Here is a 22837-nt window from a genome sequence, read left to right on the forward strand (position 1 = left end):
GCGCGCGCTGTGGATCCGCAGCGCGCGACCGGGCATCACACCTCTTCGAGGCCCGAAAGCTCGTCGATCACGTGCGGCACGAGCGAGGTCAGGGTCGCCATCCCGTCGCGCACCGCGGAGCGCGAGCCGGCGAGGTTGACCACCAGGGTGCTGCCGGACACGCCCGCGAGCCCTCGCGAGATCCCGGCGTCGACGGCGCCGGCGGCCAGGCCGGACGCGCGGATCGCCTCGCTGATGCCCGGGATGGGGCGGTCGAGCACGCCGGCGGTGGCGTCGGGGGTGTTGTCACGCGGCAGCACACCGGTGCCGCCGACGGTGATCACCAGGTCGGCACCGCCGATCACGGCGGTGTTGAGCGCATTGCGGATACCCACGGACTCGGCCTCGACGACGACCACGCCGTCGACGATGAAGCCCGCTTCTTCGAGCAGCTCGGTCACCAGGGGTCCCGTGCCGTCCTCGTGCTCGCCGTGCGCCACGCGATCGTCCACGATGACCACGAGGGCCCGGCCCAGCCGTTGTGCACTCCGTTCCATGGCGCCCACCGTAGTCGGTTTCGGCGGCCCACTGCCGGGAGGTGCCCGGCGAGTTCTGACGATTCCGTGACGTGACCGCGCTCGTCGTGACGGCGCCCGGCGCGAGCACCTAGCGTGTCCGTTATGCGCGTACTGGTCACCGGCGGAGCCGGGTTCATCGGGTCACACATCGCCGATCAGCTGGCCGATGCGGGCGACGACGTCGTGGTGCTCGACAACCTGCTCGCCACGGCCCACGGCTCCCGCACACCACCGGCGTACACCGGCAGGCACCGGTTCCTGCGCGGCGACGTGACCGACAGCGAGATCGTCGCGGAGCTGCTGGACGGCGTCGACGCGGTGTGCCACCAAGCGGCCGTCGTCGGGCACGGGATCGACCCGTCGGACGCGCCGTCGTACGCCCTGCACAACGACTACGGCACGGCGGTTCTGCTGGCCGGGATGCACGCGGCCGGCGTGCGGAAGCTGGTGCTCGCGTCGTCGATGGTCGTCTACGGCGAAGGCCGGTACTCGTGCACCGACCACGGCGTCGTGCCGCCGTCGCCGCGCCGGGTGTCCGATGTGGACGCGGGCCGGTTCGAGCCGCGCTGCCCGGCCTGCGGCACCGAACTGGCCTGGCAGCTGGTGCCCGAAGACGCCCCGCTGAACCCTCGCAGCACCTACGCGGCCACGAAGCTGGCGCAGGAACACCTGGCCGGCGCGTGGGCCCGGCAGACCGGCGGCAGCGTCTGGGCGATGCGCTACCACAACGTCTACGGCCCGCGGATGCCCCAGAACACCCCGTACGCCGGCGTCGCTTCCCTGTTCCGCTCGGCGCTGGTCCGCGGCGAAGCCCCGCTGGTGCTGGAAGACGGCCGTCAGCAGCGCGACTTCGTGCACGTCCACGACGTCGCACGGGCCAACGTGCTCGCCCTCCACACGGCCGGCCCGGCGGGCGACAGCGCCCCGGTCAACGTCTGCTCCGGCACCCCGCACACCGTCGGCGAGCTGGCCGGGGAGCTGGCACGGGCGTGCGACGGCCCGGCGCCGCGGATCGTCGGCGGGGCCCGGGCCGCGGACGTCCGGCACGTCGTCGCCGACCCCGCTCGGGCCCGGGAGCTGCTCGGGTTCACCGCGGAAGTCGGGTTCGCCACCGGGATCGACGGCTTCGCGACAGCGGAACTGCGGGACCCGGTTTCGGTCTGACGGGAATGGTCCGGCGGCCGTCGCACTTGTTCCGGTCATGCACCGGATCACCGTGGGCGACTACACGATCGAAGCGCTGACCGACGGCCTGTGCCGGATCCCGATCCCGTTCTTCCCCGGACTGGACCCGGCCGAGCACCCCGAGGCCCTCGACCCGGACGGCACCGTGCACGTGCCGATCGGCGCGTTCCTGGTCCGCGGCCAGGGCCGCACGATCCTGGTCGACACCGGGTTCGGCCCGCGCGAGACCGGCTTCCCGCACGGCGTCACACCGGCCGCGGGCGACCCGACGCCGCCGATGGGCGAAGGCGGCGACCTCCTGGCTGCGCTGGCCAAGGCGGGCACGGCACCCGAGGACGTCGACACGGTGTTCGTCACGCACCTGCACTCGGACCACGTGGGCTGGCTGGCACCGGAGGGCACGCCGGCGTTCGCCCGCGCCCGGGTCGTCCACGGCGCGGCGGACTGGCACCCGATGGTCGAACGGCTCGGCCACGACGACTGGAGCCGCGTCGGGCTGGAAGCGGTGCGCACGGCCGGGAGCATCGAGGCGATCCACGGCGAAGCCGTCCCGCTGGCCCCCGGCGTCACCGCACGCCACGCGCCGGGCCACACCCCCGGGCACTACGTCCTCGACGTCGAGGCGGACGACGAGCGGCTGATCCTGCTGGGCGACGTCATCCACGCACCGGTGCAGCTGCGCGACGACCGGATCCACTTCATCGCCGACCACGACCCGGCCGAGGCGGCCCGCACCCGTCAGCGCTGGCTGGACGAGGCGGAGCGCACATCGGCGGTGATCGCCCCGGCCCACTTCCCCGGCCTGGAGTTCCTCCGCCTCGGCCCGGGCCGGACCCCGGTCGCCGTCTAGGGCTTCGTTGCGCAGGGCTACGCAGTCGCGCACGGCCGTCTCCACCGCGCCGGGTCCCGGCACAGCGCCCGGGTCACGACCAGTCGATCGTGCCGAGCACGTTGATCGACTGGAACTTCATCGACTTCATGGCCAGCGAGTTCCCCAAGGGCAGCCGGCCGCTCTCGCCGCGCGTCCCGGCGCCGAACTCGGTCCACTGCTCCAAGAATGCGCAGAGTGCGACCCCGGGCAACGTCCTCTTCATGGTTCCTCCCTGGTCAGAGTGATCCAGCCTCTGACGGGAAGGTGACCGGCCGCGGCGGCCGGGACTCGGATCAGCCGGCGGTCCCACCGATGTGGGTGTCACCCATCTCTACGACATCGCCAGCGGCAGGCGGACTTCGAACCGGCAGCCCGGGCCGTGGTTGTGCACGCCGATCTTCCCGCGGTGCGCCTCGACCAGGCCCTTGGCGATGGCCAGGCCGAGGCCGCCGCCGGTGGTCGTCCCGCTGCGCTCGGGCGTGCGGGCCTGCGTGCCGCGGAAGGCGACGTCGAAGACGCGGCCGATCTCGTCGTCCGGGATGCCGCCGCAGGAGTCGTCGACGGCGAGCAGGGCCTCGTCGCCGTCGACGCCGATCTGCACCGCGACCGTCCCATCCGGCGGGGTGTGGCGGATCGCGTTGGACACCAGGTTCCGCACGATCCGGGCCAGTTCCGGGTCGCTGCCGGAGACGATCGGCCAGGACTCGGCGTTGGCGAGCACGCGCACCCGCTTCCGCTCGGCGACCGGGCTCTGGGCGGCGACGGCGTCGCTGACGACGTCGCGCAGCGGCACCGCGGACATGGTGAGCTCGAGGGCGCCCGCGGTGATCCGCGAAAGCTCGAACAGGTCGCCGACCATCCCGGACAGCCGGGTGGTCTCCCCGCTGATCCGCTGGGCGTAGTCGGCGACCTCGTCGCGTTCGGAGACGACGCCGTCGGCCAGCGCCTCCGCCATCGCCTGGATGCCGGCCAAGGGGCTGCGCAGATCGTGGCTGATCCAGGCGACGAGTTCGCGCCGCGAGGCCTCGGCCGCGCGCTCCCGGTTCCGCGCCTCCCGCTCCCACACACTGCGGCGGGCGATGGCCCGGCCGAGGATGATCGCGGCTGGCACGGTGATCACCGCGACGAGCAGGCAGACCAGCAGCATCGTGGTCAGCGCCGGGGTGAACATGAACCCGCTGACGCCCAGCACGCCGACGAGCGTCGAGAGCACCGGGATCAGCACCAGCACGGTCAGCGTGGTGGCCAGGGAACCGCGGCGCAGCACGTAGAGCACCACGCCGCCCAGCACGGCCACGGGAAGGGCGAACAGCAACGCCAGCGGCAGGATGTGCCAGAGGTGCGCCAGAATCTCGCCGAAGGACTCTCCGGGTTCGATCACGGTTGCTCCCGGTCGTAGCGGTAGCCGACGCCCCAGACGGTCGCGACCCGGGTCGGCTTGGCCGGTTCGCGCTCGATCTTCTCGCGCAACCGTCGCACGTGGACGGTCACCGTCGACTGGTCGCCGAAGTCCCAGCCCCAGACCTTCTCCAGGAGGTCCGCCCGCGAGTAGGCGACGCCGGCGTGGCCGAGGAAGAACGCCAGCAGGTCGAACTCCCGGGTGGTGAGCGGGAGTTCACGGCCGCCGAGGGTCGCGGTGCGGGCGGTCATCTGCAGCCGCAGGTCGCCGTCGACGAGTTCCGCGGCCGCCGGTTCCGGGCGGGGCATCCGCGCGCGCCGCAGCACCGACGCCACGCGCAAGGCGAGTTCCTTGGGGCTGAAGGGTTTCGTCACGTAGTCGTCGGCGCCGAGCTGGAGCCCGGCGATCCGGTTCTCCTCCTCGCCGAGCGCGGTGAGCATGACGATCGGCACCTGGCTGACCTGGCGCAGCCGCTTGCACACCTCGAGGCCGTTGATCCCCGGCATCATGACGTCGAGGACGACCAGGTCGGGCTCGTGGGCGGCGAACTTCGCCAGCCCCTCGGCGCCGTCGCCGGCCATGTCGACGGTGAACCCGGCCACTTCGAGGTAGCGGCGCACGACGTCACGCACGGTCTCGTCGTCGTCGACCACGAGCACGCGCCCGGCCAGATCGCCTGTCATGTCTTCACCAGCCCGTCAGCAGCAGATGGTTGACCGCCAGCGCCGTCGCGGCCTGCGCGGCCAGCCACCACCGGCGCCCCGGCCGTGGCAGCAGAGCCGTCATCGGCAGCAGCCACGCCCCGAACGGTAGCCAGATCCGTTCGGTCTCCGCTTTCGACAGGCCCGAAACGTCGGCGAAGATGATCGCGAGCAGGGCGGCGATGCCGAGGAGGAGCACCGGGTCGGCCCACAACGCGCGGCGGGGGCGGGGCAGGAACGCCTCGGTCAGGCCACGCCGGAGGGCGGCCACGACCGCGGGGCCGAGCGCCACCGCGACCGCGGCCAGGTCTGCCCACACCCAGTAGGAGTACGGCCGGACCAGGGCGACTCCCTGGTAGTAGCGCTCGACAACCAGGTGGTAGCCGTCGAGCCACCAGAAACCCGCCCAGGCGAAGACGGCGACGACAGCCAGCGCCGCCACGATCGCCAGTGCCGCCGCTCGCCACTGCCGTCCAAGCACGGCCACGGCCAACGCGACCACGCCCAGCAGCACCAGTCCGTACGACAGGAAGATGCCGAAGCCCAGCAGTCCGCCCGCGGCCAGCCCGGCGGGCGCGGCGTACCGGCGGCCGTGGGCGAACCCGTTCGCGGACAGCGCCAGCAACGCCAGGCCGGTCGCCGTCACCCCGGCGAACAGGCCGTCCGCCGACACGCCGATCCACACCGCACCGGGGGTGAGCACGGCGAAGGGCAGCACCGAGCGAGCCGCTTCCGGCCGGCCGAGCAAGGCGACCGTGGCGGGCACGGCCACCGCCACCAGGCTGCCGACGAGCACGACGGCCGTCGCCGCCCACGCGCCGCCGTGCAGGCCGAGCCGGTCCAGCCAGACGAAGACAAGCGTCGCACCCGGCGGGTGCCCGGACACGTGAGTGGTCCAGGAGTTCGGCTGGAAGTCGAGGATGCGGGAGGAGAACTCGCGCAGCATCCGCGGGATGTCGGTGATCCCGGGTACCTCGTGCAGGTACTCCTGGGGAATGGTGAGGTGCCCGGCGAACCCGCGCGCCCAGCCGTCGACCAAGGTCAGCGAAAAGATCCAGGCGAGCGAGGCGAAGTAGCCGGCGACGAGGGCGCGGCGCCACGGCAGGCGAGTGGCCAGGGCCGGGCCGTAGAGCACCACCACGGCGGCGATGAGCACCGCGAACACCGACCCGGGGCCGACGTGCGGCAGCCAGTCGGCGAACAGCGGCGGCGCGCTGACGAAGATGACCACACCGGAGTTCGGCCGGTTGTAGTAGAGGCCGGCCGCGGCGGCCGCAGCTACGAGCACCACGGCCGCCGCGACGGCGAGGAGATCGGCCCGGCGGGCGCGGCGCGCGGGTCGATCGGGTGGCAGGTCTTCGGGTTCGCGGGCAGACGGCTCGGCAAGCCCGGCTGCCGACTTCGGCTCGCTCATCGCCGTCCACCCTAGGGCCCTGTGCCGGGATCCGCGGTCCGGCGACGGCAGCCGTAACGAGCCGGTAAGAACTCGTCACCCGATTGGTCAATGTCATGATTCAGTAAGCACTGCAACGGTTTCCCACCGTCCACGATAGACCTACCGTCAGCGGCGTGACTGACTTGGAAGTGGACGTGGTCCTCCCCTGCCTCGACGAGGCGGGCGCCCTGCCCGGTGTGCTCGGCGGGCTGCCGCCGGGCTACCGCGCGATCGTGGTCGACAACGGCTCGGCCGACGGCTCGCCCGAAGTGGCCGCCGCGCTCGGCGCGAAGGTGATCCACGAGCCGCGTCGCGGGTACGGCGCGGCCGTGCACACCGGCTTGGAAGCCGCCACCGCGGACATCGTGTGCTTCGCCGACGCCGACGGCTCCCTGGACCTCGCCGACCTGCCGCGGCTGGTGGCGGCGGTCGTGGCCGGCGCCGACCTGGCCGTCGGACGCCGGGTGCCGACCGGGCCCGGGGTGTGGCCGTGGCACGCGCGGGCGGGCAACGTCGTGCTGTCGTTGTTGCTGCGCACCCGCGGACTACCGGTGCGGGACATCGCGCCGTTGCGCGCCGCGGACCGGCGGGCGCTGCTCGGCCTCGGCATCACGGATCGCGCGTTCGGCTATCCCCTCGAGCTGCTGATCAGGGCACAGCGCGCCGGGTGGCGGGTCCGCGAGTTCGACGTCCGGTACGGCGAACGGGCGAAGGGCACGAAGTCGAAGGTGTCCGGCTCGGTGCGGGGCACGCTGCGCGCGGTCCGCGACTTCGGGCGGGTGCTGGCGCGATGAAGGCCGAATTCGTGCTGCTGGTCGTGGCCAAGGCACCGGTGCCGGGGTTCGCCAAGACCCGGCTCTGCCCGCCCGCGACACCGGCCCAGGCGGCGGAGATCGCCGCGTCCGCGTTGCTCGACACCCTCGACGCGGCCTGCGCGGTACCCGGCGCCGCGCCGGTCGTCGCGATGACCGGCGACCTCGACGCCGCCGCCCGGGGCGCCGAAATCGGGGTCGCGCTGCGCCGCGCGACCGTGATCCCGCAGCGTGGCTGGGACTTCGGCGCCCGGCTGGCGAACGCCCACGCCGACGCCGCCGCGGTGCACGCCGGCCTCCCGATCCTGCAGATCGGCATGGACACCCCGCAGGTCACGCCGGATTCGCTGGCCGCGACGATCGCCCCGGTCCTGCGGAACGGCCGCGACTGCGTGCTCGGCCCGGCCGCGGACGGCGGCTGGTGGGCCCTCGGCCTCACCGACCCGCGGCGGGCGCAGGCCCTCGCGGGCGTCCCGATGTCCCGCGACGACACCGGCGAACGCACGCTGCGTGCCCTCATCACGTGCGGGCTGGAGCCGTGGCAGGCGGCCGAACTGTCCGATGTGGACACGATGACCGACGCTCGCCGGGTGGCGCTCGAATGCCCGGACAGCCGGTTCGCCCGCGCCGTCGCGGCCGTTGATCGGGCGGCCGCCTGATGACGGCGCCGGCGAGCACCGGAAGCGAGTTCGACCGCGGCCTGCTCGGCCACCGCTGCTGGCTCGAGCTGCCCAGCGGCGAACAGATCGAGTTGCCGGTCGAGCGTTGGGCCCAGGCGTCCGACGGCGACGAGGTGCTGCTCGACGCCTGCACCGGCCCGACCCTCGACATCGGCTGCGGCCCGGGTCGGCTGACCGCCGCGCTGGCCGAACGCGGCATCGTCGCGCTGGGCGTGGACAGCTCACGCACAGCCGTCCGCCTGACCCGCCGCCGTGGTGGGAGTGCGTTGCACCGCAACGTCTTCGACCACGTGCCCGGCGAGGGCCGCTGGCGGCACGTCCTGCTGGCCGACGGCAACATCGGCATCGGCGGCGACCCCGCGGTGCTGCTGCGTCGTGCGGCCGAACTGATCGCCGATGACGGCGATGTCCTGGTGGAACTGGACCCACCCGGCGGCGGCCTGCGGCACGAGCGCGTCCGGCTGCGGCCTGGCCACGCCGACGTCGCGTGGTTCACCTGGGCCTGGGTCGGCGCGGACGCCATCGCCGAGGTCGCGAACCGGGCCGGGCTGCACGTCCACCGCACCACCCGGCACGGCCACCGCTGGTTCGCCCGGTTGGAGAAGCCGTGAAGCCCAAACGCACGCCCCTCGCGGTGCGCGCCCGCGAAGCCCGGGCCCGGCTGAACGACCGCGTCGACCAGCTGCCGATCCCCAAGGAAGAACAGTTCGAGGCGGCGGCGCACCACGAGCGCGTGACATCGAAGATCGGGCTGGCGCTCGCGGTCACGTTCACGACCTGCTTCGTGACGGGCCTGATCAGCCACTTCATCCAGCACCCGCCGGAGTGGTTCTTCTGGCCGAGCCGCCCGGTCGGGCTCTACCGGGTCACGCAGGGGCTGCACGTGATCTCCGGCGTGGCGTCGATTCCCCTGCTGCTGGCGAAACTGTGGAGCGTCTACCCGAAGCTGTTCGGCCGGCCGCTGGTCCGCTCGCTGCCGCACGCTCTCGAACGTCTCTCGATCCTGGTGCTGTCGGGTTCGGCGTTCTTCGAGCTGACGACCGGCCTGCTGAACGTCGCGCAGAACTACCCGTGGGGGTTCTACTTCCCGCAGGTCCACTACGCGGTCGCGTGGCTGGCGATCGGGTCGATCCTGGTGCACGTCGCGGTCAAGCTGCCGGTCATCCGCCGCGCGCTGAGCCGGTTCAACTCGGAAATCGAGGAAACGCCGGCCGTCGGACTGTCGCGGCGCGGCTTCCTCCGCACCACGGGACTGGCGACCGGCGTCGCGGTGGTCGCCACCGCCGGGGCCACGGTTCCCTTCCTGCGCGGCGTTTCCGGCCTCGCCTGGAAGACGGGCAAGGGCACGCAGGGCCTGCCGGTGAACCGCACGGCCGTGGCCGCGGGCGTCACGCAGACGGCGCAGGCGGCGGTCTGGCGGCTCTCGGTGGTGACCCCGCGCGGCACCACGAAGTTCTCGCTCGACGAGCTGCGCGCCCTGCCGCAGACGACGGCCGAGCTGCCGATCGCGTGCGTCGAGGGCTGGAGCCAGTCGGCGACCTGGCGCGGGATTTCCTTGCCGACGCTGCTGAAGGCCACCGGGTCACAACCGGGCACGGCGGTGCGAGTGTCCTCTTTGGAGCGTGCCGGGCTGTACGGCGTCAGCGTGCTCCCGGGCGAGCACACGGCCGACGACCTGACGCTGCTCGCGCTGGAGCTCAACGGCGACGTCCTCGACCTCGACCACGGCTTCCCGTGCCGGATCATCGCGCCGAACCGGCCCGGGGTGCTGCAGACGAAGTGGGTCACGAAACTGGAGGCCCTGTGAAGACCGCCCGTGTGCTCCTCGCCTTACCGGGCCTCGCGGCCCTGGTGTGGGGCGTGGTCCTGTTCGCCGACTACGCGCTGCCGTTGCGCCCGGACGTCTTCGGCACGATCGGCTGGCTCGTGGGCGGCCCGATCCTCAACGACGCCGTCATCGCCCCACTGACGGCGATCCTCGGCCTCACCTTGGCCCGCGTCCTCCCGCAACCCTGGAAGACCCCGGTGGTCACGGGCACAGTCCTCACGGGCGTCTTGCTGATCCTGGCGTTCCCGCTGCTCTGGCGTCCCTACGGCACCGCGCCCATGCCCGGCCTCCACGACGGCAACCCAGCGCTAGGGCTCACCTTGACCTTGGCCGCAGTCTGGCTGGCAGTGGTCCTGACGGCCCTACGCCACCGCCTGACACCCCACCGCAAACGCCCCACCCGCCCACAAACTCGCCGCACCTAACCGACCCCCCAGGCACGCAACCCGACCTCCCAGGCACGCGAGCCGACCCTCCAGGCACGCGTGTCGTCCACCCAGGTACGCGTGTCGTCCCTCCGGACACGCGTGATGCCCCTCCAATCACGCGTGATGCCTCCCTGATCACGCGCGATGCCCAGCCAGACACGCGAACAGCCCGTCCGCAAGCCCCCACAAATACGGCCACGCGCGACCGGCATCGAAATCCGGTCGCGCGTGGCCTTGTGGGTCCGGCCCCGAAAGCTACGGGGGTCGAGCCAAGTTGGTCTCGGCCGCGCCAGGGCGGCCGAGCGTCTGGAATGGATCAGTTGGGGGTGACGGGCTGCCCGCCGAGGGTCACCTCGACCGTGCGGCCACCCTGGAGGGTGAACGTCGCCTTCTCGTCCGGCGCCCGGGTGCGGATCGCGGCGACGAGCGTGTCGGACGAGTCGATGTTGCGGTCGTCGATCTTCGTCACGATGTCGCCCGACTTCAGGCCGGCCTTCTCCGCCGGGCTGCCGGCGGTGATGGCACCGAGCTCGGCGCCGCCCTGCGGGGCGTCCTTGACCTGCGCGCCGATGTAGGTCTGCACGGCCTGGCCGGTCTTGATGATCGTGTCCGCCGTGCGACGGGCCTGGTCGATCGGGATGGCGAAGCCGATGCCGACGTTGCCGCCCTCGGACGCGCCCTGGCCCTGCCCCTGGCCACCCTGCGCGGACTGCGGGCTGTAGATCGCCGAGTTGATGCCGATGACCTGGCCGGACATGTTGGCCAGCGGACCGCCCGAGTTGCCCGGGTTGATCGCCGCGTCGGTCTGGACGGCGTCCATCACCGTGGTCTGGTCACCGGTGCTGCCGCCCGCCCGCACCGGCCGGTGCAGCGAGCTGACGATGCCCGAGGTGACCGTGCCGGCCAGCTCGAACGGCGAGCCGATGGCGACGACGGACTGGCCGACGCGCAGGTCGTCGGACCGGCCGATCTCGACGGGGGTCAGGTTGCCGACGCCGTCGACCTTGACCACCGCGATGTCCGTGGTCGGGTCGCGGCCGACGACCTTGGCGGCGGCCTTCCGGCCGTCCTGGAACACGGCCTGGATCTGCCCGCCGCCCGCGGCGACCTCGACGACGTGGTTGTTGGTCAGGATGTAGCCGTCGGTGCTGATGACGAACCCGGAGCCCTCGCCGGCCCCCTGCTGCCCGCTCACCTGCAGCTCGACGACGCTCGGCGACAGCTTCTGCGCGACGGACTCGACCGAGCCGGCGGGCGCGTTGCCGGTCTGCTGGGCCGGCTTCGGCGCGTCGAGCGCGTTGCTCGACGGGCCCGACGTCCCGCCCGTCAGGTACCCGACCGTGCCGCCGGCGATGCCGCCGACCAGCAGCGCGACCAGCGCGACGCCGGCGAGCAGCTTGCCGCCGGAACGCTTCTGCTTCGGCGGCGGGGCGGCGGGCGCGTTGTAGATCGACGTGCCGGGCGGCCCGTACGCGTTCGGCGGCGGGTAGACGCTCTGCTGGGGGTGACCCTGCGGCGGCGTCTGCGCACCCGGCGCGGACCAGGGGTTCGCGTTCTGCGCCCCGTAGGACGGATCGGCCCCCGTGACCGCGTGGTAGGACGGCTCGGCCGGCGCCGCGTAGTGCGGTGTGCCCCCGGATGGAGTCGCCGTGCCCGGGTCGCCGTAGGGGCTGCCGGACGCGCTCTGCTCGCCGTACGGACTGGCGGGCGCGCTCTGCTCGCCGTAAGGACTCCCGGCCCAACCGCCCTGAGCGGCATCCTGCCCGGAGCCGGGCTGGGCGTCCGCGGAAGGCCGCGGGGTCGCGGGGTCGTGCGCGGTGGGGTCGTTCTCGGTCATGTCATCACCTTGCGGGACGGTCCTGAGAGGTTCCTGAGCCGAACCTGTGCATCGGAGATGAGTATGGCCGGGTCACCCCGCCGCGCGGAGCCGTTCCGCGATTTGCTCCGGTGTCGCGTCGTTCACCCAGACCGCCATGCCCGATTCGGACCCAGCCAGGTACTTCAGCTTGTCCTTCGCGCGCAACACGGAGAACAGCTCCAGGTGGAGCCAGCCGAGCTCGCGGTCCTGGCGCACCGGCGCCTGGTGCCACGCCGCGATGTAGGGCAACGGCCGGTCGTACAGGGCGTCACAGCGGCGCAGGACGTCCAGGTAGACGTCGGCGAAGTCGTCGCGCTCGGCGTCGGTCAGCGCGGGGATGTCCGGAACCTGCCGGTGCGGCACGATCTGCACCTGGACCGGCCAGCGGGCCGCCGGCGGCACGAACGCCGTCCAGTGCTCACCGGACGCCACAACCCGCGCGCCGGACTTGCGTTCGGCCGCCAGGACGTCGCCGAGCACCGGGCGGCCGTGTTCGGCCTGGTAGGCGCGGGCGACGTCGAGCATGCGCGCGGTCCGGGGCGTGACGAACGGGTAGCCGTAGATCTGCCCGTGCGGGTGAGACAGGGTGACGCCGATCTCCTCACCGCGGTTCTCGAACGGGAAGACCTGCTCCACACCGGGCACTTCGGACAGCCCGGCGGTCCGGTCGGCCCAGGCGTCCACCACGGCCCGCACCTGCTTCGGCGTCAGGCCGGCGAAGGAACCGTCGTGGTTGCTGGTGAAGCAGACGACTTCGCAGCGGCCCCGCCCCGGCTTGACCGGCACCAGCCCGAGACCGTCCACAGTGGTCGGTTCGCCGGTCACATCCTCGGCGAAGGACGGAAAGCGGTTCTCGAACACGACGACGTCGTAGTCGCTTTCCGGGATCTCACTGGGTTTGCCGGGCTTGCTCGGACACAGTGGACAGAGGTCGGCGGGCGGCTTGTACGTCCGCGTCTGCCGGTGCGCGGCCATCGCGACCCACTCGTGGGTCAGCGGGTCGAGCCGGATCTCCGACGCGGCCGAAACCGGCGGCAGGTCGCGGGTGTCCTCGGCGACGCGCTCGGGCGCGCCGGGCTGGTCGAAGTAGATGATCTCCCGGCCATCGGCCAGGCGCCGTGACGTGCGCTTCACGCTTCTTCAGCCTCGACTGTCTCCGCCGTCTCGGCGATCATGAGTTCCCCTGCCCTTTCGGCGAGTATTTCCTTGGCTTCGGCGGAAATCCCGTCGTCGGTGACGACGACGTCGGCCTCGTCCAGGTCGGCGATCGTCGAGATGCCGACGGTGCCCCACTTGGTGTGGTCGGCGAGCACGACCAGCTTGCGCCCGGCCTCGACCAGCGCGCGGTCGGTCTCGCTCTCGGTCAGGTTCGGCGTCGTGAACCCCGGCCCGTCGGACATCCCGTGCACGCCGAGGAAAACGACGTCGAGGTGCAGCGACCGCAGGCTGTGCACGGCGACCGGCCCGACCAGCGCGTCCGACGGCGTCCGCACGCCGCCGGTGAGCACGACGGTGCGGTCCGGCTGCGTCGACCCGCGCAGGACGTCAGCGACCTGGATCGAGTTGGTCACGATGGTGAGCCCGGAGATCGCGTCGAGTGCCCGCGCGAGCGTCCACGTGGTGGTGCCGGCGGAGATGCCGATCGCGGTACCGGGCCGGACGAGGTTCGCCGCGAGCTCGGCGATCGCTTCCTTCTGCGCGCGCTGGCGGACGGACTTGGCCTCGAAACCGGGTTCGTCGGTGCTCTTGCCGACGATCGACGTGGCACCGCCGTAGACCTTCTCGACGAGCCCGCGCCCGGCGAGGACGTCCAAGTCGCGGCGCACCGTCATGTCGGACACACCCAGCCTGGTCACGAGGTCACTGACCCGGACCGCACCGGTCCGGCGTGCCTCTTCCAGGATCACCGCCTGTCGCTGACGCGCCAGCACCGTTCACTCCGTCCCGAGTCGGCTCCCCAACCACACAAAATCCTACACGATTCAACACGGTATCCGCTGAGGCGATCGGGGTGAACTTTGAAACACCAGGTCACAGGCCGGGAACCAGAAGAGGCAGCAGAACACCCCAGCCGAACAACACCACCACCGGCGACACGAGCGCAACCCGCCAGCCGCGCGGGAGCGCGTCGGAGGTGACCAGCGCGGCCAGCCAACCTCGGGGGGACGCTGGCCACGCCCATGACCGCCCACGCGAGCAGGACGGCGGCCAGCAGCACGAGCGGGACCAGCACGAACGGGAGGAGGACGCAGCTGCCTCCGGTGCACCAGCCGGTCGTCGGCACCTGCGTCACGGCCACCGCCGCGACCACGCCGGCTCCTCCGGCGGCCAGGCATCGACGCAGCAGCATGCGCCGATCCTGGCCGGACACCACGGCGGCCGTCCCGGGAGTTACCCGACTGCGACCTCAGCCGGGCGCGCCCGGCAGCCGGATCGTCATCAGCGCGCCACCCTCCGGCGCCCGCGCGGCGTAGACCGCCCCGCCGTGGCGCTCGGCCGCGTGCTTGACGATCGCGAGGCCGAGCCCGGATCCGGGCAGCGTCCGCGCCTCCGACGAGCGGTAGAAGCGGTCGAACACCTTCGGCAGGTCCTCCTCGGCGATGCCCGGGCCGGCGTCCGCCACCTCGACCACCGCCGTGCCGTCGCCGAGCGGGTAGAGCCGCACCCAGACCGTCGCGTCCGGCGGCGAGAACTTCACCGCGTTGTCCAGCAGGTTCAGGATGGCGCGTTCGATCGAGCTGTTGTCCCCGGTGAGCACCCAAGGCTGCAGCGAGACGTCGAAGTTGATCTCGCCCGCGCGGCGCCGCGCCCGGTCCAGCGCGCGCTCGACGACGTCCAGCAGCTCGACGCGCTCGAAGCGCTCACGCGGCTCGTCCTGGCGGGCGAGCTCGACGAGGTCGCCGATGAGCTGGGTCAGCTCGTCGAGCTGGCCGCTGATGTCCGCGACGATGTCGACGCGGTCGGCGTCCGGCAGCGGCGGCGCGCCCGGCTTGCTCGCGGCGAGCAGCAGCTCGAGGTTGGTGCGCAACGACGTCAACGGCGTCCGCAGCTCGTGGCCCGCGTCCGCGACCAGCTGGCGCTGCCGCTCCTGCGAGTCCGCGACCGTGCCGAGCATGGTGTTGAACGTCTGGGTGAGGCGGGCCAGCTCGTCGTCGCCGCTGACCGGGATCGGCCGCAGGTCGCCGGTCTTGGAGACGCGCTCGGCGGCCGACGTCAGCCGATCGACCGGGCGCAGGCCGGCCCGCGCGACCGCGGTGCCCGCCGCGGCGGCGACCAGGATGCCCGCGCCGCCGATCAGGAACAGCACCAGCGCGAGCTCGTTCAGCGTGCGCTTGGTCGGGCCCATCGACTGGGCCAGCACGATGGCCTCGCCGTGCCCGGAGGGCAGCGCGACGACCCGGCTGTCCGTGTGGAAGTCCGTCCGCAGCGACTGTGCCGAATCGCCGTTGGCGACGTCGAGCTCCCGCTGGTCGAACGGCGGGGCCGAGCTCGACAGCGGGTAGGTCATCACGGCGTGCTGGACGTCGGGGGCGGCGTTGAGCTGCCCGATCTGCAGGTCCGCGCTCGCCAGGAAGGCGCCGGGGACCTGCCGCAGCTCGGTCTGCACCTGCGGCGAGTTGACCGCCGCCTCGGCGCGCGCGACGAGGCCGTCGTCCAGCTGCTGGTAGAGGTTGCTGCTGACGACCATGTACGCGCCGAGGGAGACCAGCGCGACGGCGCCGGCCACGCAGGCCGCGGCGAGCAGGGTCACCCGGCCGCGCAGGGAGAACCGGCGCGTACCCCAGCGGGTGCCGCGCGGGTCCTCCTCCCCCGGCGGGTCGATCACGGCGGGGTTTCCCTCAGGACGTAACCCACCCCCCGCACCGTGTGGATCAGCCTCGGCTCCGCTTCGGCCTCCGTCTTGCGGCGCAAATAGCCGACGTAGACCTCCAGGGCGTTGCCCGACGTCGGGAAGTCGTAACCCCATACTTCCTCCAGTATCCGGCCCCGCGTGAGGACGTGCTTCGGGTAGGAAAGGAACAGCTCGAGCAGTGCGAACTCGGTCCGGGTCAGGCTGATCTCGCGGCCGCCGCGGCGGACCTCGCGCGTACCCGGGTCGAGGGTGAGGTCCGCGAAGGACAGTGTCTCGGACGCCTGTCCGTTGGGTCCTTCCGGGACGGCGCGGCGCAGCAGCGCGCGCAGCCTGGCGAGCAGCTCCTCGAGCGCGAACGGTTTCGGCAGGTAGTCGTCGGCGCCGGCGTCCAGCCCGGACACCCGGTCCGAGACGGTGTCGCGGGCCGTCAGCACGAGGATCGGCAGGTCGTCGCCGGTGCTGCGCAGGCGGCGGGCGACCTCCAGGCCGTCGAGCCGCGGCATCATGACGTCCAGGACCATCGCGTCCGGCCGGTTGGCGATGATCGCCTCCAGCGCCTGCGCACCGTCGCTGGCCAGCTCGACCTGGTAGCCGTTGAACTCCAGGGACCGCCGGAGCGAATCACGGACGGCGCGGTCGTCGTCCACCACAAGGATGCGCATGGCGATAGTTTTACTCAGCGTGCTGAGACTCGCCTAAGAACACACACAGAACACACAAAGAGTTTCTCTCACTCCGGACCGCGCGCGACCGGCGCGTTCCAGTGCCGCCAGAGCGCGACCATCCGCACGGCCACCACGGCCGCGGCCGCCACGACGGTGACCGGCCCCTCGGGCAGTCGCAGAGCGTGACCGACGGCGACGAGCATCGAGCCGGCCAGCGCGGCCACGGCGTAGATCTCCTTCCGCAGGACCAGCGGGATTTCCCGGAGCAGCAGGTCGCGCACGGCGCCACCGCCGATCCCGGTCGTCATGCCGATCAAGCACGCGGCGTAGACGGTCGCGCCGGCGTTGAGCGCGATGGTCGTCCCGGCGGTGGCGAACACGCCGAGGCCGAGCGCGTCGGCGAGCAGCACGCCCCGCCGCAGCCGCGCGACCTGCGGGTGGAAGGCGAACACGACGAGCGCCGTCACCGCGCAGACGGCGAGGTAGGGCCAGTTCCGCAGCGTCGTCGGCGGGTGGATGCCGAGCAGGACGTCCCGGATGACCCCACCACCGAGCGCGGTGGTGAGCCCGACCACGACGACGCCGAAGACGTCGAGCCGGGCCCGCACGGCGGCCAGCGCCCCGGACGCCGCGAAGGCGACGAGCCCGAGGAACTCCAGCGCCGTGAGCAGCATCTATTGGTCGAGCAGGCCACCGCGGTAGGCCAGCAGCGCGGCCTGCACGCGGTTGGCCGCCCCGATCTTGGAGAGCACGGCGGAGACGTACCCCTTGACGGTGGCCTCGGACAGGTGGAGCCGGCCACCGATCTCGGCGTTGCTGAGACCCTGCCCGATCAACGCGACGACCTCGCGTTCCCGTTCGGACAGCGAGGCGAGCAACTTGCGAGCCGGCTGAGCAGCGCGTTGTTCGTCCCGGTGCGACTGCACCATCCGCGCGGCCACCCCCGGATCGAGGACGGCGCCGCCCTTGGCCAGGTCACGCACGGCCCGGAGCAGCGCGGCGGGGTCGATGTCCTTGAGCAGGAAGCCGTTGGCCCCGAGCCGCAGCGCGAGGCTGACGTACTCGTCGATGTCGAAGGTGGTCAGCATGGCGACGGTGGGCGGATCGGGCAGCGCGAGGATGGCCCGCAGCGCCCGGATGCCATCGTCGGGCGCACGCATCTTGATGTCGAGAAGGGCCACGTCAGGGTGATAACGGCGGGCGACTTCCACCGCGGATCTGCCGTCGCTCGCCTCGCCCACGATCTCAATGTCCTGGGCTCCGGACATCATCGCGCGCAACCCCGAGCGCACCAGTTCCTCGTCGTCGGCGAACATGAGCTTGATCAACGAAGCCCTCCGCAACAGCCAGTAGGAGGCGGCTCCCCGCGTCCCGTTAACGAAGGTTACCTACTGTTGTTCAGCAGTTCGAAACCAGACACGACCAGGTGAGCTGCTGGTCCGACCAGGTCAGGCGCCATCGGCCCACCCTGGAGGTGTAGGGCCGCAGTCAGAACCACTCAGTCGGGTGACGACGGAGGTCGGGTTACTCCATCCGTGCCCCTGCGCCAGCGCGTGTCCCGGGCCCGGTACGCTGGGGCTGGCAGTACACGCCCTCGTAGCTCAGGGGATAGAGCACCGCTCTCCTAAAGCGGGTGTCGCAGGTTCGAATCCTGCCGGGGGCACCTCAGGCAGCGTCTTACTGGTATTCGAGGCGCTTTACTGGCGATGGCACTCCCAGAAGCTCTCCCTTCAGTGGCCTGCCGAATCGTCGCTGTCCATCTGAATGTCGTTCCGAGCGAGACCGTGGAACCACTTGAGCACCTCGACGAGCCGCTCTCGACTGGTGCTGTCCACCACGAGTTCCAGGTCGAAGCCCGGTCGCTGGTCGAGTTTCGTTGCGGGCAAGTTAACCCCGTCGATCTTGTTGAACCGCTGCCGGAGCTCCTCACGCCTCTGCAGCTCGTCGAAGGGCTCCCGGCTGCGCAGGTACTGGAACACGACCTCGAACTTGCCGCTGGGGTAGACGGTTGCCGGCCAGATGTTGCCACCCGGGTCAGTCTTGTCACGGGACATGAGAAAACAAGAAGTTTCTTTTTCGACGCCATATTCGAGGTGGCCGCCTATTCCGGTCCAGACATTGAGCACCACTACCACCGCTTCGGCGACTTCGGGACCCTGGCGCTCCACGAGCTGGTCGCGGAACCGATCACGCAACTTGGGGTCTTGCCCTGGATCGGGCACGGTGAGCAAATCCGGAATTTCGGCTCCGAGAAGCAGCGCGAGTCCTTCGGTTGTGACGCGCTGTTCCGGGTTCGCCCTCTCGCGCGCGTCGAACTCCACACCCTCCGCTTCGAGCAGGCCACGCGGATCGTCAGTACGTTCAGGATCGACCCAGGCGAAGTTCGGTGACACTTTGCCGTCGGATTGCAGCACTCGGTGGGCGTTCACGGCCGTCGTCGTGGCCAGTCGTTGCCCGATGGCCACAGCGTGGCTGCCCACCAGCGCCGCGAGATCGCCGTAGGTGGTCCAAGATCCCGCGGGCAACTCCGCGAGTGCCTTGTTCATCACGTCCCACGCCGGCCCGGAAGGCTCGGCGCCTCGTTCGGCAGGTCCAGGCCATTCGGAGATCACACGCTCGGCGAGCGCGTCAGCCCGTTCGTGGATCTGCGGCCGTCCCCAACGCTCCTGCTTGGCGATCTCCTGGTTCATCAGCACGCCGCTGGTCGCGAGCTGCGGTCGCTTCACAGCGAACGAACTGTTGCTCAGCTTGGCGTTGTAGCCGGTGAGAGTGAGATTGCCCAGCGTGTGCACGAGCGCATCGTGCACACGGCCGAACTCCTCCCCGGGTTGAAGGTCCGCGCCTATCATCTGCCGCCATCCGGCGGTGGGGGTCTGCGGCAGCACGTGCTCAATGGTCAGGGAAGCGAGGTCGACCGGCTCTTTGCTGTCGTAGGTTTCCTCCAGCCAGCGCAGCACCAAGGCACGCTGCCGAGGTCGCCCGTTGAGGTAGTAAGGAATCGATCGGACGGACGATCGGATCTCCTCGTCACTCGCGTAGTACTTGCGGCCGGCTGAGAGGTAGCGACTGACCTCCATATCGACTTGGGCGTCGGCGTCCATTTCAGTGACGACGGCGAGCATGACGCGGTTGATACTGGCAGTAGCCCGGCCGATGAGGAGACGGCGGACGAAATAGCTTTCCAGGTACAGCATCGCCGCGGCGATCTGAGCGGAGTCGGCGGAACCGCGATCGCGTCGATCGAGCAGGTGCAGGAGTATCGGGTAGACGGTCGTGGTTCCCCACGCGTGGAGTCGCACGAGCCGATGCCGGACTGTCGCGTCCGGCTCACCCGACGGGTCGAGAATCATCCGCAAGAGTCCACCGAGCCGGACGAACCGGGCGATCTCTTGCTCGATCTCTTCTTCAGTGCGCATCCGATCGAGGCGGCGCTGCTGACCCGCGTAGGTGTCGGTCTGCTTGATGCGCGGATCACGCTGAACCAGATCGAGCCAGAACAGCAGTTCCAGCTGCCCGCTGTCGAGGTTCTCCTGGAGCGGCAGCCACAATGATTCGTAGACGACCTCGCCTCGAGTGGGCAGCCGCATGAACAGGTAGTTGCGCAGCAGGTCCGCTTGGCTGAGACGCTGGCCGGTGTTGTTCAGCGACTCGAAAATCCGGTGTGGGTTGTCAGCGCGTTGAGCGGTCACCGAGACCAGCGCCAGCCCTGAGATCACGGCATCTTCGATCCGTTCGATGTCCGTCGCGTCTTCGGGATCGTCCGCGGCGGCGAGCTGGGCTGAAAAGAATCGGTACGCCGCGCCGAGCCGGTCGCTACCCCCTGCCTGCGGCGTGGAGTTGAGGCAGGCCAGATACGCGGCCCGATCGGCCTGGGTGGGCACGAGCTTGAGCCGCTGTTTCTCCGGCTTCCACTTGTTGGTCAAATACTGCTGGTCGATTCGCTCACGATGCTCGGCGGATTCCGTCTTCGCGCGATGATCGCGAATCGCGCAGAGCAGAACCGACAGGGTGGTGAGACGCTGCTGGCCGTCGATCACGAGGAACTCCTGGACACCCGTCGGCCCGTTGGCCGGACTGGGCGCGAGCACCACCGAGCCGATGAAGTGGGTCAGGTCGGGATCTTCCATACGGTCTACCGCCAGCTGGACGACGTCCTCCCACAACCGCTCCAGCTGCTCGTTCCTCCAGGAGTACGTCCGCTGATACAGAGGGACCTGGTACTGCTTCGACCCTTCCAAGAGTTCCTGCAAAGTCGTCTCACGTGCCGCGACCACTGTCCTTCTCCTTCCCGAATCAAGGCTGGATGCCGAGGCGGTGCTGTTCGGCACGGATTATGCGCTGCGTTTCCGGGACAGTCTCGTCGCCGAGGGCGGGTGGGCGGTACTCGCTCGCGTCCACCGCTCGGCTATCCGCTTCCTTGGCGTCGCTCTTGCGTGCGAACTCTTCGAACAGCAAGCTCTTCCCCGCTTGGACTTCCCGGAGACGTTCGTCGACGCTGCCCTTGGCTAACAACCGATGCACCTGGACCTTGCGGATCTGGCCCATCCGGTAGGCCCGCGCGATGGCCTGGTCTTCCGTGCTGGGCTTCCACTGCGGTTCGGCGATGATCACCACGGAAGCCGCCTGGACGTTCAGGCCGACACCGCCGGCTTCGATCTGGTTCAGGAGAACGGCGTGGCCCGGCCGGCGGGTGAATTCGTCGACCAATGCCTGCCGTGCGGCGGGTCGGACGGCGCCGGTCAGCTGGCCCACCACATCACCGATTCTGGCGTGGATGCAGTTGAGCACACCGAGGAAGTTGGAGAAGATCACCACCTTCAGATCGTCCTCTCGCGCCTCTTCCACGATCTCGGCAAGCCGGTCCAGCTTGGCGGATCGAGGTGCGAAGAACGCCGCCTGACGCATCTGCATGATGTTGCCCGAACGCACCGCTGCGGCGTAAGAACGGGTGTCATCCGGGCCGAACTGCACCCAGTCCTCGACTTCGATCTTGTCCGGCAATTCGGTGAGTACGTCTTCCTGGTTGCGACGCAGGTAAACCGGTGCGACAGCGCGGCGAAACCGCTTCGCTCCCGCCAGTGCGTCGGCGGGATCCAAACCCCGGGCGATCCGCGGCTGCAAGTGGTGCACGAGGTTGCGGAACTCCTCGACGCGGTTCTCCATCGGCGTACCCGTCAGGAACAGTGCTCGCTGAGCTTGCGCGATGATCGTCGCGACGTTCTTGGCGCGTTGCGAATCCGGGTTCTTCATGTAGTGGGCCTCATCGACGACGAGCATCGCAATGCCGTCGCCGGCGATATCTTCGAGGCGACCGAGTGTGGTGAACGTGGTGACGGCGATACCGCCCGCGCGTCGCCATTGGTGCACGGCTGCGTCGCGGTCTGCACCGTGCAGGCTGTGCGCAGCGAGCGAGGTGTGCTTGCCGATCTCGTTGAGCCAGTTGATCTGCACGCTGGCGGGGCAGACCACGAGGAACCGGGTCTGTCCCTTTGCGGCCAGGTGGGCCATGACGGCGAGTGCCTGAACGGTCTTGCCGAGTCCCATCTCGTCGCCGAGGATGGAACGCTCTTGGTGGATCGCGTGCTGCGCTCCGAACATCTGATAACCGCGCAGAGTCGCCCGTAGCAAGCCGGTGTCGAGCGGAACGGCTTTGATCTTCTGCCGGAGTTCGTCCGAAAGGTATCCCTGGGCGGCCTCGGTCTCGTCGGCGGCACCGTGGCCCCCGACTGTCGACAGCAGCGCGTTGAAGCCGGCAGCGTCGTCGGCGTACTCCTGCCACAGCTGAGCGCGGGTGCGGCCACCAGGATCAACGGCCCTTTCGTACTGTTCGACGTCCCGCAGCAAGGCGATCGTGCGAGGTTCGGAAAGGATCGCTTCGAGCCCGGCTAGCGCGCTCAGCGCCACTTCCTTCTTCGCACGCCTACGGAGCAACATCGCGACGCGACTTGTGGCGGGTTCCGCATCCCTCACGAGGTGCGCGGTACGCGTTTCGAAGGCACGTAGTGCCGGCTCCAACGCGCGGCGCGCGCTGTCAGCGCGGCGGACAGCCGCCAGCGTGGCAAGCAGCTGCGTCTGGCCGAGGTCTTGGCGATCCGGATCGAACCGGATCCGGGTCTCGAGCCGGACTTCCCCCGTGTAACGGCGCACGGCCGACAACACCTGCTGCGCCGTCTGTTCCCCGATCCTGGGAACGCGCTGCAGCTGCAGCGACGTAACGCCGACGAGGTCCCCGACAGTGCGGTACCCGGCTCCGGCCAAGGCACTCAGCCTGGTTCCCTTGTTCGTCAGGTTGCGGAGATCCGTGATCGGCCGGTCTCCCAGCACGAGACCCACTTGGTGGTCGACCAGGACGCCGACTTGCTTGCGCGCATCTTCCCGGAGCGTCTCGGAGACCGGCAACAAGGAGGTTGCGCGCCCGGCGAGTACCTCGATGCCCCGGAGGACGGACTTGGCTTCCGCACCGATCTTCGCCTTGACTTCGCTGACCACCGCAGCACCAGCAGGCGGTTCGCCCGGCATCGGTTCTTTCGTGCTCAATCGAAGCCCCCTTGGCCCAGCTCAGCAT

At 70.5% G+C, this 22837-nt stretch carries 21 protein-coding genes and 1 tRNA gene; 8 read left to right on the top strand and 14 right to left on the bottom strand.

Annotated elements, in window-relative coordinates:
• Window positions 1-35: 35 nt before the first annotated feature.
• Window positions 36-536 carry a MogA/MoaB family molybdenum cofactor biosynthesis protein gene (locus OG439_RS32695; protein WP_247058089.1) on the bottom strand — a complete coding sequence of 167 codons (501 nt, stop codon included), beginning with the start codon at window positions 534-536 and terminating at the stop codon, window positions 36-38.
• A 123-nt stretch (window positions 537-659) separates the two neighbouring features.
• Between OG439_RS32695 and OG439_RS32700 the strand changes: the two genes are divergently transcribed.
• Entirely contained in the window at window positions 660-1721 is a 1062-nt protein-coding gene (locus tag OG439_RS32700) for an NAD-dependent epimerase/dehydratase family protein (RefSeq protein ID WP_326944552.1), read from the top strand.
• Window positions 1722-1758: 37 nt separating this feature from the next.
• The gene (locus tag OG439_RS32705; protein ID WP_326944553.1) at window positions 1759-2592 is read left to right on the top strand and encodes an MBL fold metallo-hydrolase; all 834 of its coding nucleotides are present in this window, start codon (window positions 1759-1761) and stop codon (window positions 2590-2592) included.
• Window positions 2593-2665: 73 nt separating this feature from the next.
• Here OG439_RS32705 and OG439_RS32710 read toward each other — a convergent pair whose 3' ends face one another.
• The 4 genes from OG439_RS32710 to OG439_RS32725 all read right to left on the bottom strand — a co-directional run bounded on the left by OG439_RS32710 (window position 2666) and on the right by OG439_RS32725 (window position 6127).
• Window positions 2666-2836: a hypothetical protein gene (locus OG439_RS32710; protein WP_326944554.1), complete on the bottom strand. Its 171-nt coding sequence runs from the start codon at window positions 2834-2836 to the stop codon at window positions 2666-2668.
• Between the two features lie 108 nt (window positions 2837-2944).
• The gene (locus OG439_RS32715; protein ID WP_326944555.1) at window positions 2945-3994 is read right to left on the bottom strand and encodes a sensor histidine kinase; all 1050 of its coding nucleotides are present in this window, start codon (window positions 3992-3994) and stop codon (window positions 2945-2947) included.
• Window positions 3991-4695, bottom strand: a complete 705-nt coding sequence (locus OG439_RS32720; protein WP_247058098.1) for a response regulator transcription factor — start codon at window positions 4693-4695, stop codon at window positions 3991-3993. The genes OG439_RS32715 and OG439_RS32720 overlap by 4 nt, the downstream gene beginning before the upstream one ends.
• Window positions 4696-4699: 4 nt before the next feature.
• The gene (locus OG439_RS32725) at window positions 4700-6127 is read right to left on the bottom strand and encodes a hypothetical protein (protein ID WP_326944556.1); all 1428 of its coding nucleotides are present in this window, start codon (window positions 6125-6127) and stop codon (window positions 4700-4702) included.
• 170 nt (window positions 6128-6297) lie between these two features.
• Here OG439_RS32725 and OG439_RS32730 point away from each other — a divergent pair, with 170 nt between their 5' ends.
• The 5 genes from OG439_RS32730 (at window position 6298) to OG439_RS32750 (ending at window position 9893) form a co-directional block, all read left to right on the top strand.
• Window positions 6298-6942 (top strand): glycosyltransferase family 2 protein, encoded by a 645-nt coding sequence (locus tag OG439_RS32730; protein ID WP_326951670.1) that lies wholly within the window; start codon window positions 6298-6300, stop codon window positions 6940-6942.
• Window positions 6939-7619 carry a TIGR04282 family arsenosugar biosynthesis glycosyltransferase gene (locus tag OG439_RS32735; protein WP_326944557.1) on the top strand — a complete coding sequence of 227 codons (681 nt, stop codon included), beginning with the start codon at window positions 6939-6941 and terminating at the stop codon, window positions 7617-7619. The genes OG439_RS32730 and OG439_RS32735 overlap by 4 nt, the downstream gene beginning before the upstream one ends.
• Complete coding sequence (locus OG439_RS32740; RefSeq protein ID WP_326944558.1) at window positions 7619-8251, top strand: methyltransferase domain-containing protein; 633 nt, start codon at window positions 7619-7621, stop codon at window positions 8249-8251. Before OG439_RS32735 ends, OG439_RS32740 begins: the two co-directional genes overlap by 1 nt.
• A 71-nt stretch (window positions 8252-8322) precedes the next feature.
• Window positions 8323-9447 carry a molybdopterin-dependent oxidoreductase gene (locus OG439_RS32745; RefSeq protein ID WP_326951671.1) on the top strand — a complete coding sequence of 375 codons (1125 nt, stop codon included), beginning with the start codon at window positions 8323-8325 and terminating at the stop codon, window positions 9445-9447.
• A complete protein-coding gene (locus OG439_RS32750; RefSeq protein ID WP_326944559.1) occupies window positions 9444-9893 on the top strand; it encodes a hypothetical protein in 450 nt (149 codons plus the stop codon). Before OG439_RS32745 ends, OG439_RS32750 begins: the two co-directional genes overlap by 4 nt.
• 319 nt (window positions 9894-10212) lie before the next feature.
• On the opposite strand, the gene OG439_RS32755 is transcribed toward OG439_RS32750, so the two are convergent.
• From OG439_RS32755 to OG439_RS32785, 7 genes are all read right to left on the bottom strand, one after another.
• On the bottom strand, window positions 10213-11733 hold the full coding sequence (locus OG439_RS32755; protein WP_326944560.1) for a S1C family serine protease: 1521 nt from the start codon (window positions 11731-11733) through the stop codon (window positions 10213-10215).
• A gap of 72 nt (window positions 11734-11805) precedes the next feature.
• Window positions 11806-12888, bottom strand: coding sequence for a galactose-1-phosphate uridylyltransferase (gene galT, locus OG439_RS32760; RefSeq protein WP_326944561.1), 1083 nt, complete (start codon window positions 12886-12888; stop codon window positions 11806-11808).
• Window positions 12885-13685 carry a DeoR/GlpR family DNA-binding transcription regulator gene (locus tag OG439_RS32765; protein ID WP_326944562.1) on the bottom strand — a complete coding sequence of 267 codons (801 nt, stop codon included), beginning with the start codon at window positions 13683-13685 and terminating at the stop codon, window positions 12885-12887. Before OG439_RS32765 ends, galT begins: the two co-directional genes overlap by 4 nt.
• 476 nt (window positions 13686-14161) lie before the next feature.
• Window positions 14162-15580, bottom strand: coding sequence for a sensor histidine kinase (locus tag OG439_RS32770; RefSeq protein WP_410618533.1), 1419 nt, complete (start codon window positions 15578-15580; stop codon window positions 14162-14164).
• Window positions 15577-16269, bottom strand: coding sequence for a response regulator transcription factor (locus tag OG439_RS32775; RefSeq protein WP_247058116.1), 693 nt, complete (start codon window positions 16267-16269; stop codon window positions 15577-15579). Before OG439_RS32775 ends, OG439_RS32770 begins: the two co-directional genes overlap by 4 nt.
• 68 nt (window positions 16270-16337) lie before the next feature.
• Window positions 16338-16946 (bottom strand): trimeric intracellular cation channel family protein, encoded by a 609-nt coding sequence (locus OG439_RS32780; RefSeq protein ID WP_326944563.1) that lies wholly within the window; start codon window positions 16944-16946, stop codon window positions 16338-16340.
• Window positions 16947-17600 (bottom strand): response regulator, encoded by a 654-nt coding sequence (locus OG439_RS32785; protein WP_247058120.1) that lies wholly within the window; start codon window positions 17598-17600, stop codon window positions 16947-16949. It abuts the gene before it with no gap.
• Window positions 17601-17862: 262 nt separating this feature from the next.
• On the opposite strand from OG439_RS32785, the gene OG439_RS32790 reads away from it, so the two are divergent.
• A tRNA-Arg gene (locus OG439_RS32790) sits at window positions 17863-17935 on the top strand.
• A gap of 67 nt (window positions 17936-18002) precedes the next feature.
• Here the strand turns inward: OG439_RS32790 and OG439_RS32795 are convergent.
• Window positions 18003-20546, bottom strand: coding sequence for a GmrSD restriction endonuclease domain-containing protein (locus OG439_RS32795; RefSeq protein ID WP_326944564.1), 2544 nt, complete (start codon window positions 20544-20546; stop codon window positions 18003-18005).
• A gap of 19 nt (window positions 20547-20565) precedes the next feature.
• Window positions 20566-22809 (bottom strand): DEAD/DEAH box helicase, encoded by a 2244-nt coding sequence (locus OG439_RS32800; protein ID WP_326944565.1) that lies wholly within the window; start codon window positions 22807-22809, stop codon window positions 20566-20568.
• Window positions 22810-22837 lie beyond the last annotated feature (28 nt).

The organism is Amycolatopsis sp. NBC_01307 (assembly GCF_035975215.1).
Lineage (GTDB): Bacteria > Actinomycetota > Actinomycetes > Mycobacteriales > Pseudonocardiaceae > Amycolatopsis.